This window comes from Paenibacillus odorifer, assembly GCF_000758725.1.
GTDB classification, from domain to species: Bacteria; Bacillota; Bacilli; order Paenibacillales; family Paenibacillaceae; genus Paenibacillus_AQ; species Paenibacillus_AQ odorifer.
Map to the genome: position 1 here is coordinate 1,299,590 of NZ_CP009428.1, position 18,766 is coordinate 1,318,355.

Sequence of the window (18,766 nt, forward strand, 5' to 3'; positions counted from 1 at the left end):
AATCTCTGCTCAAGGGAGGGGGTTTTAATGAAAAGTAAATTTACCGGTTGTCCTGCTAAGGGCAAAACAGAAGGCTCAGTTACAATTTTTCTAATCATGGTGCTGGCTTTCGTCTTTCTTTTTACTGCTGTGCTGATTGATTATGCGCGAATTGCTGCGTTCAACGTTCAGGAGGAACGATTAGCGAGAGCCAGTGTCCGCTCTGTTATGTCTTCATATCATGTTGAATTACGAGAGAAGTACGGTTTGTTTGCATTTGGTGATAGCAATGGAGATATGCTGCTGTCCAAAGTGCTCAACGAAAATTTGCATAAAAGTGGGCGGGGGGATACGTTCAATCTCTTACCCTTTGCACTGGAATCCTCCTCCTTGGAATGGAGCCGGCCGCTGGGAAGTTATGATGTTTTTCGTCATCAAATACTGGAAGAGATGAAGTATAAGGCTCCGGTAGATTTCGCCTTGGAGCTGGCAGGTAAATTCAAACCGCTGTCAGGCGTAATGGCAGAGACCTCAAGAGCTACCGAATTACTTAGTAAGCTGCAACCTTTATATGATGAACGTGAAGAGAATTTGGATCTAATGTTAGAGCGGAGAAGCCAAGCGGCGGAGAGTGGAAGAAGAATACTGCTATGGATTATGAATCCGCCCGGGGATTCTATCTCGGCCCATTCGCTCGGAAGCATGCAAGCAGCCGCGGATATACCAGCACAGTATAGTGACTATCTCGGGAAATATTACGACGATCTGTATCGTGATAGTGAAAAGCCTGCAAAGTACACTTATCAGTTGGCACTTTATCAGAGCCGAACTTCAGAGATGTTATCGCGGCTCCCAGCCTTATTAACAACCTTTCGTGAAGAACATGGACAATCAATGGAGGAAGCGAAGGATGCGTTAAACAAGGCGCAGCAATTGAATGACGAGATGAGAGATGTTTTGGCAGCTTCCCGAATAAGTGGCGTAAATCTGGCGGACGATCCTGCTAAAGACTGGGATATTCCGGGAAGTTCAGGGGAAATAAGTGCTGAGCCACTTAAAAAGCTGCATGAACAGGAAGATGCCTTGATCCTCTCTTCGGCTGACATTAGTAGTATGGAGAATAGTTTATTTATGCAACAAAGTGTGTACGAATCCATTGAACCGACGGTAACAGGATTGTCAGCAGAGCTGCATGAAGCTTTGGGAGTCAACGGCGATTCCTACCAAATGATTTCCTCTGTTCTAGGGGCTTCGCATGTAGTGGACAACTATTATAAAAAATACGGTAAGAAGGGAAGTGTTATCGCTAGTGATTTGGCTTTTCTTGAACAGCATCGCAGCTCGGATAAAGCACGTAAGCAAGTAGAGTGGGAAGCCAAATCCAAGCTGGGCGAGGTTAGAGCACTACTGAACAAGATTAGAATGCTAGGTAGCGGAGCGGCAGCTTCGATGGAACGTTATCAAATCCTTCATCAATTTTATGAGGACAATGTTTCATTTAACAACGGATTGGAGTCTCAATCCTCTGATAAATCTGAAGTATCCTCAGATCCCTATGCTGCTGGAAGTTCGGCGATGAAGGATATTGACGGGATTTATGCAGCAATGAGTGGCATTATGGGGGGCGCTAGAGACAGGCTTTTTCAAACGGAGTATTCCGCGCTTTATTTTCAGCATTTTGATGTTTCAAAGTTAGCTAGTCTGGCACTGAATTCTCTGGAAGACACTAGTGAGCTCACAGATCAGCTTGATCCTCGCGCTCAGGAGCTGGAATACATTTTATACGGATTTCATAATCCCGCGGGGAATGTGGCCGCAGCCTATGCCGAAATATTCGCGATGAGGTTGTCCATTCGCACGATGGAAGGTTTTATAGAGAAGGCAACCTTGGGAAATCCACTGGCTGTTCTAGCGGCGGCACTGTTGTATGGAATCCAGCATGCCATTCAGGATATGTTGCAGCTTTGTGAGAAGGATGCGATTCCTTTATCTAAATATATGCCGGCGCAGCTGACTTACCGTGATCATCTGCGACTGTTCATGATAATGCATGGAGGCGGGGAAGTGCAGCTATCGCGGATGCTGGCTCTGATTCAACTGAACACAGGAATAAATCCAGAGGAAAGAAACACCTATCTATCATCGGACATTAAGCTCCAAATGCAGTTATGGTTTCTGCCAGGTGTAGTTAAAATGTTGAATTATACTGCTGGTTTTCCGGGAGATGTACAAGGGAATAAGTATCTGAGGGCAGTAAAAGCTGATTATTCTTATTAGCGGGAGGTTGGTAAGGAGATGGGGGATGGGTATGGAATCAGAGGGGAGGACAAGGAAGAAGGTAGCATGGTAGTAGAAGCGGCGATGATTCTTCCGTTCTTCCTGCTATTCGTCCTGTTCCTGATTTCTATCGTACAGATGACCTTGTATTCGACAGCTTTGCAAAGTACAGCATCAGACACTGTAAAGTCTATTTCAACTCATATGTATCCTACGGCTTTGGCGGTGCAGAAATGGGGAATATTCAGCGAAGTAAGTGATGATTCAGGAGGGGATGACAGTGATCATTCTGCTGGCCTGAATTGGACTATTCCTCGCTTGTCACTTACTGATTGGGGCGATAGTTATGCTGAGTCTTTACCCAAGCCGTTAAATGAGTGGGTTATGTCGGCTTTAGAAAGTGGTGAGGGACCGTTGCAGAAGCTTCAGGCAGAGACTAGTGAAAGTGTACTTGATCTTGCGATCAAACCTTTATTGAAACCATACCTGACATCAGATTTACTGGATTATGAGCGAATTCATGTATCTAATGTTATGGTGCCGGAGCTAAAAGAGGGTACTCGTCCCTACCTTGGGCTAGTGGTTAGTTATAAGCTGCCGATGAAGGTCCCCTTTCTAAACCAAAGTATTGTTTTAGAAGCAAGTGCTGTTGAACGTCTCTGGATCGGGGACACGGGAGAAGGCACAGCCAAGGAGGGGAACGGTACTGGCCAACCAGATGAATTCATTGAAATCTTAGAAAAGCCGAACCCGGCTGTAGCGAATAAGCAAGGCAAGGTTCGTGCCAGAATACCGCCGAATGCTTCTGCCAGCTTGTCAGTCTTTTATAAGAGCGGGGGCAGTACTGCCAAATATTTAGGCTGGAAACAAGCGGATGAAGATGGATATATCGAGTGGGAATGGAAAATTGGTGTAAATACCACACCGGGCTCGTGGCCGTTTGTTATACAACTGGATGATGGTAGATCTGTTGAGGTTATGTTCACAGTAGTGAAGTGAAAGGGTGGAAAAAGGAGTGTAATAAATGGCAGAGTGGACATTTTGGGGATGTCTACCGTTTTTAGCAGCGGCACTGATTACAGATTTGAAGTCGATGAGAATACCAAACTGGATCACCTTGTCAGGCTTGCTCACCGGTCTGCTTGCACAAGGGGTGATCAATAGCTGGCATGGACTGCTGTGGGCTTTCGGGGGAGCTGCTGTAGGATTTACAGTCCTTCTGATCATGCATTTAATAGGGGCGGTTGGCGCGGGGGATGTTAAGCTTTTTGCTGGAATCGGCGCGTGGACAGGGATGTTGTTTACGCTGCAAGTCGTCATGTACTCCGTACTATTTGGTGCTTTAATAGGCTGGTTAATTGTTTTAAAGAGACGGGAGGCGGTCAGTCGTTCGCGTAAGATCATCAGCAGAATTTCTGGATTTATTTTATGGAAGAGCCCGTTTCTATTAAAAAATAACGATAGTGAACTGTTGAAATTCCCTTTCATGCTGGCTGTTATCCCTGGTTCCATATGCGCTTATCTATACTTTTAGTTCGGGAGCTGATGTTTGTTGTTCGGATTAACCCGTGATTTTATACAACAGGATGGTATATATATGATCCTTGGTGAACCCGAAGGAATACCTGCGGAGAAGCTTAATTTGATTCAGGCACGCATGCTGATGAACACCGACATTCCTCATCATTTGAGGCTGTTACTTAGAGAAATAGATATGAAGGTTACTATGGAATACGCTGTTTTACGCAAAAAAATGCTTAGTCATCTACTCAAAGGAGAAAAGCTAAGTATGAGCTCATTTTTCGGGTTATTGCTGCAAATTGCCCAAGGCATGGAAGATGGCAGGTTATATATGCTGCGGGCGGAACAGTATGCTTTGCATGCAGATTACATTTTTATTGAAGGGTCGTTACAGAGCGGTAAAGTATACCTGACCTACATACCCATTCAGGAGAATAAGTCTGGTTCAAAGCTTGGAGAGTCACTCAAGTCACTAATCATGGTGTTAATGGCATCTATCACAGAGCTAACTGGCAGTGGTGTGCAAAGACTATTGCAATATTGCAGTGAAGAGGGATTTACTCCAGCTGGCTTAAAGATTCTTTTATCAGAGTTGCTGACAGAAAGAGAGCCCGTTACACCTGAAAGACAGCTTCATGAAGGCGTAAAAGAATATCTAGTGAAAGAGGCAGCAGCTCCACCATTAAGAAAAATATATGAGCATCGCGAAGATAAGGAATTGGAGCTGCAGCCGACTGCTACTCCTTGGATCAGCAGCTATCCTAATCTTAAGATAAAAGAGGAGGAGAGCCTGTCTCTAAGCTTGGAGGATGAGCAGGTAACGAATCCACAAGCCTCAAGCTCAAGAACCTATATAGTGCTAGGGTTTCTATTAGGCGATGCACTACTGTGGAAGTTTCTATATTTGGATAGTCCCAAGCCGTTATGGCTTGCCGTCTGTGGAGTTGTGACGATTGTATTGGCTGTTTTAAGCTGGATGGTTTGGAGCGGAAGGCTAAAGGTTGGTAAAGAAGATGTTGATGGCCTGGGTGAGGATTCTGAAGATACTAACTGTAATCCGAGTCGAAAAGAATTGGAGTGGAATTTTGGCAGGAACCCTGTGACTTCTACGCGTTCTCCAGCAACAATTCCAAAGATAACTCCGCAATCCTCGGATTCAGCAGCTAGCGTTCCGGCAACCCGTTATGAATCACTAGCAGAGGAACAAAGTTCTGTTAAAGCACCAGAAGCAATAGCTCCAACAACCTTATTATCACAGGAGAAACCGCCTGAGCAAGGACGACAAATCGAAAAGCTGGATCGGAGTATTCCTTATCTCCAAAGAAGCGGTGAGGAGGGCGAAGAGGCAGAGATGATCGAGTTAAATCGAACTAGCTTCATTATCGGCCGATCGGCAGAGGTGGCTCAATATGTGGAAAGATCAGAAGGCGCCTCTAGAGTACACGCTGAGATATCTAGAAGCACCAGCGGATATATTCTGAAGGATCTTGACTCCAGAAATGGAACGCTTTTTCAAGGTGAAGCCATGGTCCCGTATAAAGAGTATCCACTAACAGAGGGGACCACATTTAAAATTGTAAAAGGAAGCTACACATTCCATACAGTATGAAGGTGAGTTCTAACGATGAATGTGGCTCTATAATTTTTGTTTTTTCAAATCATCTAAAGCGACTTGAAGTGTAGGGAAGGTAAAGTCAAAGCCATGATTTAATGCCGCTGCGGGCAGGACGCGCTGACCTTTGAGTAAGATTTCGGATAATTCTCCGGCTGCTGTTTTTAACAGGAAGGCTGGCAAAGGGAACCAGTGCGGCCGTTTGTAGACTTTGCCAATCGTTCTGCCGAACTCTTCGTTCGTTACCGGATGTGGAGCAGTCGCATTAACAGGTCCGTTAATCGTTGGATTTTGCGTACAGAAATCAATTAGACGGACGATATCCGTCAGATGGATCCAAGAGAGCCACTGCTTTCCAGAGCCAATGTTTCCGCCAAAACCTAATAAATAAGGCAGCTTCATTTTGGGGAATGCTCCGCTCTCATTGCCGAGCACAACTCCGGTACGCAGCTTGACCACGCGGATATCATGGTAGGTTTCATCTGAAGCTTCTTCCCATGTCTTAACTACTTCTGAAGGGAAATCCATGACCTGGGCTGGTGAGGACTCATTAAAAGTATCCTCTAAAGAGGTACCGTAAATCGCCACGGCGGAAGCCTGAATGATTACGGAAGGCTTTTGCTTCATTTGATCTACTAACTTAGCTGCTGCGGAAACGGTTGCAAGTCGGGATTGCATAATCGCTTTTTTGCGACTTGGACTCCAGCGCTGGCTAAGGGAAGCTCCGGCGAGATTAATTAGGGCAGTTGCTTTTTCCACTGGAGCGGGATTAGAACTTAGACTGTCCCAGGTGTGGTAACTCAGCTTAGGATGAATTGTTGTTGCGTCTTTTGGTAAATTCCGACCTACAATAGCAACTTCATTACCTGCTTGCAGCCAGTATTTTGCTAGTTCGCTACCTATAAAACCGGTGCCGCCACATATCACATATTTCAAAGGAGGGCCTCCGTTCTAAATCGTACAATTCATTAAAAATTACTTAAACAAATGCTGGTAAGCAGAGTAATCGATTTTATTCTTTTCGAGAAAATTGACAAGAAAACGGTTATCGCGCCGCGGTGTGGCAACTATGTAACCTTTAATACAGTGATCGCGAGTAACTTCTTTTGCATTGCTCTCGACTGCGATTTTTCCGATCTCGGCAGCAATAGAATGCTTCGCAATATCACGAAATGGCCCAGGTACAGGTTGAACAAGCTGGTCCAAAAAGGCCTTTGTTTCGTCACTCCAGAGCGGGCGGCTACGTTCTACCCAGTAATTTTGCCAGTCTAGCTTTGACTTTCCATCAGCTTTGGGCAGGACCTTTAGGAATTTGCGGAACATAAAAAAACCGCCGATACACATGGAACCAAGCAGCATAAATGTCCAGAAAGCGATAGAGTTCATAAACCAATTGCTCGGTGTGGATAATAAACCAAGTCCTGATTGGATAAACATGCATACACCACCTTTTGGCAATGAGGATTCTCACACGAATTATTCTCATATTAAAGTATAGCTTATTTCCAAAGTTTTGCGAAGCAGAACCCGGCATATTGGCCTCGTCTAGATTTATTTTTCCGATCACGGTAGAATAGGGGTTAATTCGTGAAGGAAAGAGGGAAGAAGTATGCTGAAAATAGGTTCACACGTGTCTTGCTCGGACAAGGGTCTTTTGACCGCAGCAAATGAAGCAAATGAGTATGGTTCCAGCTCGTTTATGATATATACAGGAGCGCCGCAGAATACGCGCCGCAAGCCGATTGATGCCATGTATCCCAACGAAGGGAAGCAAGTTATGAAAGAAAATGGTGTAGAGGAGATTGTTGTCCATGCACCTTACATTATTAATCTCGCTTCCTATAAAGAGAATACGTATCAACTGGCTGTTGATTTCCTGCAAGAGGAAATTCGCCGTACCCATGCACTTGAGGTCAAGCATATTGTATTACATCCAGGTGCGTTCACTGATAAAGATGCTGAATATGGTATTCAGCGGATTGCAGATGGCTTGAATGAGGTGCTTGGAGGCACGAACGAAACGGAAGTGCATATCGCTCTAGAAACTATGGCTGGCAAAGGAACAGAGATCGGCCGCAGTTTTGAAGAAATCGCTTCTATTATTGCTAAGGTCGAACATAACGAACGTCTGTCGGTCTGTCTTGATACTTGCCACATTCATGATGCTGGCTATGATATCGTTAATGATTTGGACGGTGTTCTCAACAAATTTGATGAGACTATCGGATTGAACCGTCTTGGTGTAATCCACATTAATGACAGTAAAAATCCATGTGGCGCTCGCAAAGACCGTCACACTCCAATTGGCTCGGGTTGGATTGGCTTTGATACGATTAACAAAATCGTACACCATGAAAAGCTGGAAGGTCTGCCTTTCATTCTGGAGACCCCATGGATTGGTAAGGATGCTAAGACACAACGTCCGATGTATGAGGTGGAGATCGCTTTGCTGCGTGGTAATGTAGCTGAACGGTTTGGAGCGGAATTCGTGCAGGATGTTGAAACATTACGTGAATTTTTTGCCAAGCAGGAGATCGATTCCCGTCAATATGTACTTAATGTCTGGGAGCTGCTGAAGAACGATGCCAAAGCTAAAAAAGCTGATCCACGTGAACCACTGGAGCGTCTATACGATGAAGTTGTCGCTGCCCAGCTGTTCCCGCAGCTAAGCGAGGAAGCTATTAATCATCGCTTAATTGCTTGGTTAGCAGGCAAATAAGTGCTCGTGAACGCTTAAGCTATACTTCAGATTGCGTATGTAGATGAGAGGATGGGAAGAGGGTCATGGAATTACACGTAAAAAGAAACAATTCGTCAGGTGTCGAGCATTATTCCAACCGGGCACGTATGCTCATTTCCTGTCCTGACGGACCGGGAATTGTGGCGGCTGTATCACACTTTCTGTATCAGCATGGCGCAAATATTGTGCAGTCGGATCAGTATACGATGGATCCAGATGGTGGAATGTTCTTTATGAGAGTCGAGTTTGACCTACCTGAATTAGGCGATCGTCTGGAAGAGATTCGCTCTCAATTTGGCGGAGTGGCGGAGCGTTTTAAGATGGACTGGAAGATCTTTAATGTTCGTCATAAGAAGAAACTTGCCATATTCGTCTCTAAAGAAGACCATTGTCTTGTTGAACTGCTCTGGCAGTGGCAAGCGGGCGATCTCGATGCCGATATTGCCCTCGTCGTTAGTAACCATTTGGATATGAAATCTTATGTCGAGTCGTTTGGCATTCCATTTCATCATATTCCAGTCACAGCGGATACTAAGGCTGAAGCAGAAAAACGCCAGTTAGAGGTCATCGGAGACGATATCGATGTTATTATATTGGCACGGTATATGCAGATTATTTCGCCGTCCTTTATTGAGCATTATCGCCATCAGATTATTAATATTCATCACTCTTTCCTGCCTGCCTTTATTGGCGGCAATCCATACGCCCAAGCATATCAACGTGGGGTGAAAATTATCGGGGCAACTGCTCACTATGTTACTGAAGAACTAGACGGTGGACCGATTATTGAACAGGATGTACAGCGGGTAAGCCACAGTGATGATGTTATTGAGCTGAAACGGATTGGACGTACCATTGAACGTGTTGTTCTGGCTCGTGCGGTGAAATGGCATATCGAGGACCGAATTCTCGTCCATCAGAATAAAACTGTAGTATTTAAATAAAGGTATTCTCCGGTGAAAGCAACGATTATGCCCGAGGGCTTTCACCGGAACCCTTTAATTTAATAGTTCTCTAAATCTCTATGAGGTAAAAAAGCATTTTACCAGCAGCTTGGCTATTTATGCCAAGGTGCTTTTTGTCGTTCTCAAAAATCATGTAGTTAAGGAGGTGGAAGGTTTGTCGTTACAGCGGGGACGTTTGTTAAAACGTAATTATTTCTTCGCAAGTCTCATTTTGATTACTGGATTCGGGGGATTGCTAGGTTATGATCTCTATTTCAAGCCCTACGTGCTTTCCCAAACCGTGGTCAAAGTTAAGGTGGGAGCTGGGGAATCTCTACCTAAAAATTATGAGCTGAAAGCAAGTGATTTGTATCTGGATTCTGTTCAGACCAAGGACATACCCTCTGGTGTAATTACGGAGATCGCACAAGTGGAGCACAAAATTACGAATGTGAATCTGACTAACGGTAGTATTTTGACAGCATCACTGGTGGATGTTAGTGATTTAGAGCCTTTGCGGGATGAAGGCATATTTCCTATTCCGAAGGAGGCCATCTATGCCATTAATGGTTCGTTACGAAGCCGGGATAAGGTAGACATTTATCTTGTAGAAGGTGATCGAGAGAAGCAGCGAGAGGCGCTCGTTTCAAATACAGGGGAAAAAGAAAACGAGGAGCAGGTGAAAGAACAAAGCTGGCTTAGCGATCCTACTAAAGAGATCTTCTTATCTGGAGTTACCGTGAACTATGTGCGAACAGAAGACAATAATGATGTGCAGGATTCTGAGAAAGGTAACAACAATAACCGATTCACTTCTACTGGCAAGGTGGCGACACCAGAATTGAAGCTGAAGAAAAATGAGGGTCAAAGGCTAGGGAAATTTTTGGAGCAGGGCAAAAAGCTGTGGATCGTACGGGTAGAGTAGGGGGAGATTGCCTTGAAAATATTTAGTCTGGGCATAGATCAGTTAACGATTAATGATATCAAAAACGCGGGATTTAATGTAGTTACACAAAACGTGTATCCCGATCCGGCGCATACCGAAGGTCATATGTTAATGGTTACTAGTGACCAGGTACCTGTTCAAGCGCTTAGCGAGCTGCGATACAAATATCCAAGCTCTATGATCCTGTATTTATATCTGCAAAAGGGAATTCGGGGCTATCAAGCTGTGCATATGTTATGTGAAAGCTTAGGTCTATATTTTATTCCTCCTCGTTCTACCTCGTCAGCAGTGATAGAGAAGATTCGTTTTATCCTGGAAGAGGATGGGGAGGAACGGAGCAATTTGGTTGGTTTTTTTGGCTCAGGTCCAGGCATTGGTTGCACAAGTGTGGCGAAGCTGTTTGCAAGACGAATTGCTGCGGCAGGTCTACGTGTTCTTGTACTTGGTTTGGATCTATATGATCCCGGGTATGAGCGCAAAGCTACGATCAGTCTAGACAAACTGCGCCCCAAGCTTACAGGGAAGATGATTCATGATGAAGATTTCCAGCAATTGATTAGACAGGATGGCTATTTGTATCTACCGGGAAATTACGACTACTTAAGTGTTCAGGATTATCTGGAGGAGGAGATCGAATATTTCTTGGCTAGAGCTGGAGCAAATGCAGATGTGGTTATTGCTGATTTCGGTTCAATTCCCGAGAGTGCTGCGTGGTATGTCGGTATGCAAAAGTCGTCGTTACGCATGATTGTCACTCATCCTAAACATGAATACAGATTAGAACCTCTTTTCGAGCTTACGGGGCATATAGATCTGCGTCCGCATGATTTCCAGCTGATCATTAACCGCAGTAATGTGGAGGAAATATCTTCGTCCAAAAATATGGCCCTTAGATTTGGCACTGAAATCTTGCTGGAGTTACCGTATTACCAGCCCTTGCAGGAAAGCTTGCCTCTAGGCAAAAAAGAGCTGCAGCATGTGGATGATAAGGTACATTCTCTATTGGTGTCGATGGGATTAGCGCCAGAGGCCAAAAAGAAAGGGATATTTCTATGATTGAAACTCTCGCGAGTCGTCCACTCTTTTCTCTAAAACAAAGCGTGTTACGCACTAGCAAACCGGGCAAGGAAGATTTTTATGCTTTTTTACAAAAAATGAAGACCGAGATGAACGAAGGATTAGAACGTGAGGATGACGCTTACTTCGAGCTAAATGCAAAGGCTTTGATTGGCGATCCGCAGGCAGTTAGTTTTTTTATGAATGAGATTGAGAAGTACTTACGAAAAACACCTTTTACTGGAAAGGTTCCAGAAGCGTACCGAACGGCGGCAGAGGCGCTGTATCACGAGTGGAAGGGCTTTGGGCCAGCGTATCGTTGGTTTACTGATCGTGCATACAGCGAGTCAACCGGATTACAAATGATTGGGAAGCAAATTTTTTATAACTATAAAGGTGAATTTATAGCTTATCCGTATGAGATGCCTTCACTGGATCGGGTGGAGCAGCTGAAGCGTTCCTTACTAAAAAGTGATCCCAATAAAAAGCTGAACAAGGATAATCCTTCGGTGGAGTTCAAAATGGATGATCCGCTCTGGCCAGGTCGATTTATTCGGCTTGCGATTTGGGTATCACCTAGGGTCTGGGAGGGTTTTACTACGATATCACTGCGGCGACAAGTTGTAGAATTTCTGGATTTGGAGGATCAAGCGGGTACGGAATGTATTCCTGCGGAGGCGGTTGAGTTCATTCGGGCGTTATCGTCCACGTTTCGTAATACCATTATTGCAGGTGCTGTAGGGTCAGGAAAAACAACCTTTGCCAATACGATTGTTGGTGAGCAGCTGCTTGGCTCTTCATCCTGCATGGGAGTGGTGATGATAGAGAAACATCCGGAATCCATTTTACCGTATCAAATTAAAGGCCATCGGATTATTCCAATTCAAGCTGCGAATGAGGAACTGATGGAGGTGGGAGTAGAGTCGCTGCGGCATGACCCAAATATTTTGTATATGACGGAGATGCGTTATAACGAGTGGGAATTTTATTTGTGGAGTGGGGAAAAAGGGTACGACGGGATTACCGGAACCTTCCACACCGTGGATTCGGAGGACATTCCTTATCAAGGTGCGTTTGCTGTGTCGACAAGAATTGGCGGGAGTCTTAAGGGGCATTTGATCTCTGCGCTGAAATCATGCGAGCTAGTGTTTATTTTGGAGAGTGTTCCGAACGGGAAGAAGCGGCTGGCGCGAATATCAGAAATCTTTTACGAAGAGGATAGAAATTCGGTGTTTGCTAATGATCTTATGCGCTGGGAGCCGCAGGAAATGTGTTGGTCTTACAATGACAAGCTGACGAAAAATCTGATGCTGAAAATGACTAAGAAAAATGCGCAGGCTACGCAGATTGTCCAAAAAGAGCTGGGACGACTTGCTTCAACAAAGCCGATGGATCAGCCGCTTAAAGAAAGCTTGAAATCTAAGATAGTACTTAATGAGTGAGGAGGTGCAACTATGGATTTACTATTTTATATTTTTCGTTTTGTCCTTCATTTATGGATTGCGTGGGGACTGTGGTTACTCACCAAACTGCTCATCGAAAGGCATTTACGGCAGGTAGTCCAGAAAGTGGATTTTCGAATTAAACATAAGATGAGTATTTTTGGCAAAAGGGTCAGCTCGGTTAAAAAAAGGCTGTGGCTCTACCGCCATCTGGACAAGCTTCTCTATTTCGTACACCGGAAGTATGAACCGGGCATTAGCGTTATGCGTTTTGTTATGCGTACAGCCATTTTGTTTATTGCGGTTTTCTTATCAGGACTACTGACGCTTAGTGAGCTCCCTGGAAGGTTGCGTTTTAACAATCCTTTTTTGGTGGGGATTACTTTTAATGAGGGACAGCCGATTCAGGGGGCGTGGAGATTTCCGCTTTTTATAGCTGTAATATCTGCGACGATTCCTTATTTTCGTATGAGATACATCTATGCACAGCGGAAGGTACATGGAAGCTACGATCTCCTCGATGTAGTCAAAATCTCCACCAAATTCACTCATTTGTCGGTAGATTCGATTCTTGATCGTACAGCGGATTTTCTAACAGATAAAAATGTACTAAAGAGTCCTCTGAAGCTGCTTGGTGCCGCATTTTCTAATTATAGTAATGAGAAGGAGCTTGTTGAGGAGGCAGGGAGATTCTCCAGCGCGATTGGCACCACCTTCGCTTTAGAGTTTATATCAGATTTGCTCTATGCCGAGAAGGAGGGAACCCGTTATTTAAAAAGCTCGCTAATGCTGTTGAATCGTTCTATGGAGCAGCAGAGAGAGACGATTTTAACTGTAAAAGCAGGAAGCAGAGATGCGATCAGCCTTGGCTTATATGGGAATCTTCTGGTGCTGGTATCTACGGTTGGAACCTTTATGTATATGCTGAAGCCCGATGTCTATTTTCAACTGCAGTTCGAAACTACGGTAGGCCTTTCCTTTTTGATGGTGATCGTCTCCGGCCTTTTTATCTCTTTTGTGATCAGTACTATTCTTGCCAGGCCCAAACTGGACTACCACTAAGGTGATGAACTATGGATAGATTATTACTACTAATTACAGTGATCGGAATCGTGTATGTCGCATTACTTGTGTTTGTGAGCAGCAGCAGTAAGCAGGAACGATATCTTGTCCGACTGGGCATCCGGTGGAATTCGCTGGGTGAACACGTGCAGAGTGATAGATTTCAGCAATTGTTGAATGAATGCGGTTTATCAATTTCAGCTCGAAAAGTTACGCTATTTCGTTATTCAGCGGCAATCATCTATTTATTTAGCCAAGTCGTCAGCGATTTCATCCGATCTGTTCCTTTTTCATTCTATGACCCTCTAATTGCTCTACTTATTCTCGTAATCAGCAGTCCGATGCGTTATCTTCCGCTTGGTTGGGTGTTGGCGTGGCTTCACCAAAAGACGAATATTCAAAAAGATGGCGAGTTGATCTCCTTCATTCGCCTCTATGAGAATAATCGCCTACGTAAGCGCGGATATGTGCAGTTTGGTGCTTTTTGTGGGAGTACAGCGGGACATTTTCAATATATACGTCAGGACTTGTATGAGCTGTCAGAACGGGCAGTAGATGAGGGTGTGGAGGGGGCGATTGAATGGTTTTGTGCCAAATTTCCGGATAACCATCACTTTATTAATGACATCCGGTCCATTTTACTGGCTACAGAAGGTATGGATGATGACACGGAAGCTGCAAACTATTTGCGTGAACAAGGCAAGATTATCTCCAAAATCTCCAGCGATCAGTATTTAAAAAAATGGTCATTCATCGGTGATCTATCGACGATTATTAATGTTATTCCATCGATTGCTACTTTTTTGATGATCGTTGCGATGGCGATGCAGTACATTTTGCTAATCAAAGGAAATTTTAATGGAGTCGGCATGTTCCAGTGAAAAATTGTATATTCAACCTTATTTTTAAAACCTAAAATAAAAAGGGAGAAATTAACAATGAAAAAAGACGCTATTTCTACAGGTTTGTTTATCGCTATCGGTTTTTTGTGTGTAGCCATCGTAATTGCCATTTTGATTCCTCTGGTGCGTGACGTGATTAATGCTGCCGATGATAATAGACCGACGATCCCGGGGGTATCTCTAACTCAACCGCTGGTTCCTAGCCAAACTGCTGTAACTATGTCCATGACTCACGTTTCGGTATAAATCAGATGAAAAAAGACTCTATTTCCGTCGCTATGTTTTTGGCCATTGGATTTATAATAGCGGGGATGTTTGTCACGGTAGCTACGCATATGATCGGCAGCAGTCAGGACGACATCATCTCACATACTAAGCAAGTGGAACAGTATTAGAAGGAGGCGTATCTAATGAAGGAGACCGTCCTCCGGGCATTGTTCATGTGGCTAGTCCTGTTTATTATCCTGCAGCCTATCTTCACCTACATAGATTATCTGCTAGATTTACAGGTCAAAGCTAATACGTCCTATATCACACAAAAAGCAGCAACAGAGGGGATGGTTACAGCTTCTATGCGGAATGAAGTAATTTCAAATCTGAAGGCGATTGGATTTTCTGAAGCTTCGATAGAAATTACGAGCAGTACAGACACCGTTCAAGAGCGAAAGCAACGAATTGATGTGTATGTAACCGCGCCGCGGATAAATCTGTTTCCTTATAATTTTTCTACGGTTTCGCAGCCGACTCGATATTATGGGCATGGATCAATTATGAGTGAGTATCTCGATTGACTAAGGGATGAGCGTAATTTATGGATTACATTATTAAGCTGGCATTTGTCCTACTGATCTTTATCTACTCCTGGTTCTTTCAGATCCAGAATCAGGAGTGGGACCAGCTGCGCAGCATGTTAAAAGACGCAAATAATATGGCTGTTCACGATGCCGCACAGGAATTAGATGAGACCGAATTGACTCGTGGTCATCTGATTATAGATCATACAGAAGCGTACGATACTTTTCAGCAAACCCTGCAAAACAATCTAGGCCTTGATAGCGGTCTTTCCCCCCAAGGGGGCAGTCGTTTTAAGACACAAGTGAAAATTGTGAAATTCGATATTATTGACGATTCCGATGGCGTGACTTTTCCACTTTTATACGAGGATAGCGAATATGGCATAACCAAATACATCGCAGGTCCTTCGGTTATTGCCGTCATTGAGACGGAGCACCCGGTTCTGATCTCCAGATCCAAAACACAACAGCCCATCAGGGTACCAGCAGTTCAGGAGTATAAGTTCAATAAGTAATAAAAATCCAATTAAAGAAAAGGGAGAGATTCAGTGATGAAGAAGACCATTGTAAGGGCAGCTTTGACTACGACAATGTTATTTAGCATGGTATTGGGGCAGAACGTGATTACTAACGCAGCAGCGGTTACACCAGTAGCCACGGCTACACCAACAGCTACAGCAAAACCTACTGCTACAGCAAAACCTACTGCTACACCAGTACCTATTATGAGGGATAACTTAAGTAAATATGGTTTGAAAAAGGATTTGGAGTTGCCGGTTACGGTTACGGCAGGTGGGCTTAGCTATACGCTTGAGAAGTTTATGATTTATGATTTCAAGTCAAAAGATGCACAAAATCTAGTGAAGAAATATGATTATGATTCTTTTGGAGTAATGGTTAGCAAACCTAAACATTTCATCTGGACAAAGATTACGATTAAGAATAACAGCAATAAAATTGTTAAAAGATCCTTAAATGATCAAAAAGAAAAATGGATTTTAAGTTTACAAGGTAAGGGACAATTAGACCAAATTTGGCCAAAAGTAAATGTGGAAAAATTAAATAATAAAGAAGCGTTTTATTATTATACTCTTAAGCCAAGTGAGCAATTAACTACTTATCAAGCATATTTATATGATCAGGATTTTAACTATTTTGCCATCCGCTTGTTCCATGATGGCGGATTCGACGAAAAATTTATAGTTAATTCTCCGGAGTAAGTATAAATGAAAAAAATAATCATCTCATGTCTATGTTTTTTATTGCTCATTCAGCTTATGACAGCTATTTCAGTAAAAGCAGCCGAGACGAAATTGACCTCGGTTGCTGTCCCAATTACTACAGGTTTACAAGGATCAAACAATGCTGCTAAAGACTTCTATTTGGAACTTCCTAGTGGAGTATCTAGTTCTTCAGTTAAGACAGATACTTTAAAATATAGTGGATCTAACGAAAAAACTAGCCTCTCTCTTGAGAACGGGAAGATTAAAGTGACATTACAAGGGGTTGCAAATCAAAAATATATAAAAGAGGTTCAGGGTTATAGAGCATCCTTTGAGTTGCTATATAGGACCGATATTTATAATTCAATATGGTTATACTCTGACGGAAGAAGATGGCAAATAAATCAGTATGATGAAAAAAGAGATAGTTTGGTGACAGATGATAAAGTTGCAACTGATAGTTATCCTTCTAAGAATCCACCAATAACGGTAGTAACCGCAGGACCTTATCAAGATAAAGATTACCTAAAATGGTATAACGGATCTAAAACTGAGGTTATTGATTCTCAAAATATCATTGAGTCTACTATAAAACCTCAAGTAGTTAAGAAATCTTCTTATGCTCAAGATCCAAAGTTTAAAAATGGAAGAATTATTTTGAACTATACGATTCCTACAGGAGTGCCTTGGGATCCTGAAGATAATACGGGTTTAACTGGAAAAGCGGAAGGACGAAAGTATAAAGCATTCGCATCCTACTATTACTTGGCTGACGTCAAAGTCACCACCTACAGCTACGGGGGAACAGTCAGCTTTGAATATGGTCTCCCAGATGAAGCTACTCTTACAGGTTCTGCAATTCTAGAACAACCTAATCCAAACCCAATTAAGTTTGATAATAAGAATGTGCCAGTTAAAATTGCTTTGAAGGGCGAACTCGTATCCTATAAAGATACTTCGAACATTTCAGAATGGATTTTTTATGCCAAAGAAAAAGGGAATGACAGTTCACTCCAGACAAAAAAGGTGTATACCAAAACTCTAACGGCAAACGAAACTTTCAGGTTTGAAATTCCGAAGGAGAAAGTGGCAGATAAAAGTAACTACAGTCAAGAGTACGAACTAAGTATAGTAGTGAGATTTAAGAATGAAGTCGTGACCAAAAGAAGTAAGTTCGATTCGTTAAAAGAATCTTTTACAGTCAAAGCAGGAGTGTATACAACCTCAGGTCCTCCGGGAGGAGGGTTTCCAGGTCCTACATCACCGCCAGAACTACCGAGAGAGTTAAAACCTCCAGTAGCTCTTATAAATGCACCGAAAACTGTAAAAGCAGGACAAGAGTTTGTAGCCAGTGCAGCAGGGTCGTATGACCCCGATGGTTATATTACGGATTACTTTTGGGATACCCCTAATGCTAAGGGAGAATTGAGCACTTTGCCAAGGGGAACGCTTTGGTATGATAAAGACCATTTGGGGGAACAAACACTTGCTTTGACTGTAATGGACGATGACAAAATGACTGGAAGTACTAGCACTGAGATTAATGTCATCGAGCCAAAACCAGATGCATCTATCAGGGTAGATGGTACATTAAAGCAAAATCGAAAGGTTATCATACAAAGTTACGTTAGTAGCCCGACTCACTATCCATTAGTAGATGCTAAGACTAAAATCACCATCACAGCCGTATCAGGTGGAACGAATTCTGATATTAAATATAGCGGATCGCTGAACGGGGTATATAGCAAAGATGTGCTATTCAAGAAGCCAGGGAAATATGAAGCAACCATTTATGTGGAGAATACATTAGGGCTAACTGCGAGAAACGAAACAACTTTTGATATAGCACCAGACCAGAAACCTTTTGCGTACTTTACGATGGCTGGAACAGCGTATCGCAATCCTTCAGATGGTAATCAAGCGACCCTATCAATAGATGATATGTCTTACTCTCCAGATCAAGATATTGTGGCTCGTAGGCTTTGGGAATACCGTTACGATTCAGATAACAACGGTAGTTTTACAGGTGAGCCATGGGCTATTTTTAGCAATGAGAATTTAGATCGTTTGAATCTCAAGGTAAAGGAAGTCGGGAAATACGAAGTAAGACTAACTGTATTTGAAGAGTTTGGTCAGCCTACTATTGCTGAGTTTGTGACGCAGGCTGATCGGCAATCCATAGATTCGGAAGCTACACAAAATGTAATCGAACGAATCTTTACGGTTAAAAATCAAGCACCTGATGTCGATTGGTCATGGTAGAGAGGA

General features: G+C 43.3%; 19 protein-coding genes. 17 read left to right on the forward strand and 2 right to left on the reverse strand.

What is annotated here, in order from left to right; genetic code table 11:
* The first annotated feature begins 27 nt into the window (after positions 1-27).
* From PODO_RS05610 to PODO_RS05625, 4 genes are read left to right on the forward strand one after another with little or no spacing between them, the layout of a single operon-like run.
* On the forward strand, positions 28-2,256 hold the full coding sequence (locus PODO_RS05610) for a hypothetical protein (RefSeq protein ID WP_038569111.1): 2,229 nt from the start codon (positions 28-30) through the stop codon (positions 2,254-2,256).
* 18 nt (positions 2,257-2,274) lie between these two features.
* Entirely contained in the window at positions 2,275-3,255 is a 981-nt protein-coding gene (locus PODO_RS05615; RefSeq protein WP_038569114.1) for a TadE/TadG family type IV pilus assembly protein, read from the forward strand.
* Positions 3,256-3,280: 25 nt separating this feature from the next.
* Positions 3,281-3,790 carry an A24 family peptidase gene (locus PODO_RS05620; protein ID WP_036681695.1) on the forward strand — a complete coding sequence of 170 codons (510 nt, stop codon included), beginning with the start codon at positions 3,281-3,283 and terminating at the stop codon, positions 3,788-3,790.
* 18 nt (positions 3,791-3,808) lie between these two features.
* On the forward strand, positions 3,809-5,386 hold the full coding sequence (locus PODO_RS05625) for a DUF6382 and FHA domain-containing protein (protein ID WP_038569116.1): 1,578 nt from the start codon (positions 3,809-3,811) through the stop codon (positions 5,384-5,386).
* A gap of 27 nt (positions 5,387-5,413) precedes the next feature.
* Here the strand turns inward: PODO_RS05625 and PODO_RS05630 are convergent, their stop codons facing one another.
* Positions 5,414-6,316, reverse strand: coding sequence for a TIGR01777 family oxidoreductase (locus tag PODO_RS05630; RefSeq protein WP_326048280.1), 903 nt, complete (start codon positions 6,314-6,316; stop codon positions 5,414-5,416).
* Between the two features lie 48 nt (positions 6,317-6,364).
* Positions 6,365-6,826 carry a DUF2621 domain-containing protein gene (locus PODO_RS05635; RefSeq protein ID WP_036681700.1) on the reverse strand — a complete coding sequence of 154 codons (462 nt, stop codon included), beginning with the start codon at positions 6,824-6,826 and terminating at the stop codon, positions 6,365-6,367.
* 172 nt (positions 6,827-6,998) lie between these two features.
* Here PODO_RS05635 and PODO_RS05640 point away from each other — a divergent pair, with 172 nt between their 5' ends.
* The 13 genes from PODO_RS05640 to PODO_RS05695 all read left to right on the forward strand — a co-directional run bounded on the left by PODO_RS05640 (position 6,999) and on the right by PODO_RS05695 (position 18,760).
* The gene (locus PODO_RS05640; RefSeq protein ID WP_038569120.1) at positions 6,999-8,108 is read left to right on the forward strand and encodes a deoxyribonuclease IV; all 1,110 of its coding nucleotides are present in this window, start codon (positions 6,999-7,001) and stop codon (positions 8,106-8,108) included.
* 65 nt (positions 8,109-8,173) lie between these two features.
* Positions 8,174-9,073, forward strand: coding sequence for a formyltetrahydrofolate deformylase (purU, locus tag PODO_RS05645; RefSeq protein ID WP_036681703.1), 900 nt, complete (start codon positions 8,174-8,176; stop codon positions 9,071-9,073).
* A 175-nt stretch (positions 9,074-9,248) separates the two neighbouring features.
* Complete coding sequence (locus PODO_RS05650; RefSeq protein WP_038569122.1) at positions 9,249-9,998, forward strand: SAF domain-containing protein; 750 nt, start codon at positions 9,249-9,251, stop codon at positions 9,996-9,998.
* A 12-nt stretch (positions 9,999-10,010) separates the two neighbouring features.
* Positions 10,011-11,075 (forward strand): CpaE/TadZ family protein, encoded by a 1,065-nt coding sequence (locus PODO_RS05655; RefSeq protein WP_038569124.1) that lies wholly within the window; start codon positions 10,011-10,013, stop codon positions 11,073-11,075.
* 98 nt (positions 11,076-11,173) lie between these two features.
* Entirely contained in the window at positions 11,174-12,517 is a 1,344-nt protein-coding gene (locus PODO_RS05660; RefSeq protein ID WP_169744740.1) for a P-loop NTPase family protein, read from the forward strand.
* Between the two features lie 12 nt (positions 12,518-12,529).
* Positions 12,530-13,579 (forward strand): hypothetical protein, encoded by a 1,050-nt coding sequence (locus PODO_RS05665; RefSeq protein ID WP_038569125.1) that lies wholly within the window; start codon positions 12,530-12,532, stop codon positions 13,577-13,579.
* 11 nt (positions 13,580-13,590) lie between these two features.
* Positions 13,591-14,460 (forward strand): hypothetical protein, encoded by an 870-nt coding sequence (locus PODO_RS05670; RefSeq protein ID WP_036681711.1) that lies wholly within the window; start codon positions 13,591-13,593, stop codon positions 14,458-14,460.
* Positions 14,461-14,517: 57 nt separating this feature from the next.
* Entirely contained in the window at positions 14,518-14,727 is a 210-nt protein-coding gene (locus PODO_RS05675) for a hypothetical protein (protein ID WP_036681712.1), read from the forward strand.
* Between the two features lie 5 nt (positions 14,728-14,732).
* A complete protein-coding gene (locus PODO_RS30930) occupies positions 14,733-14,876 on the forward strand; it encodes a hypothetical protein (protein WP_155288092.1) in 144 nt (47 codons plus the stop codon).
* A gap of 15 nt (positions 14,877-14,891) precedes the next feature.
* On the forward strand, positions 14,892-15,272 hold the full coding sequence (locus PODO_RS05680) for a hypothetical protein (RefSeq protein WP_036681716.1): 381 nt from the start codon (positions 14,892-14,894) through the stop codon (positions 15,270-15,272).
* 20 nt (positions 15,273-15,292) lie between these two features.
* The gene (locus tag PODO_RS29885; protein ID WP_052096826.1) at positions 15,293-15,790 is read left to right on the forward strand and encodes a hypothetical protein; all 498 of its coding nucleotides are present in this window, start codon (positions 15,293-15,295) and stop codon (positions 15,788-15,790) included.
* A gap of 36 nt (positions 15,791-15,826) precedes the next feature.
* Positions 15,827-16,495 (forward strand): hypothetical protein, encoded by a 669-nt coding sequence (locus PODO_RS05690; RefSeq protein ID WP_038569127.1) that lies wholly within the window; start codon positions 15,827-15,829, stop codon positions 16,493-16,495.
* Between the two features lie 6 nt (positions 16,496-16,501).
* Positions 16,502-18,760 carry a PKD domain-containing protein gene (locus tag PODO_RS05695; RefSeq protein ID WP_038569128.1) on the forward strand — a complete coding sequence of 753 codons (2,259 nt, stop codon included), beginning with the start codon at positions 16,502-16,504 and terminating at the stop codon, positions 18,758-18,760.
* The last annotated feature ends 6 nt before the right edge of the window (positions 18,761-18,766 follow it).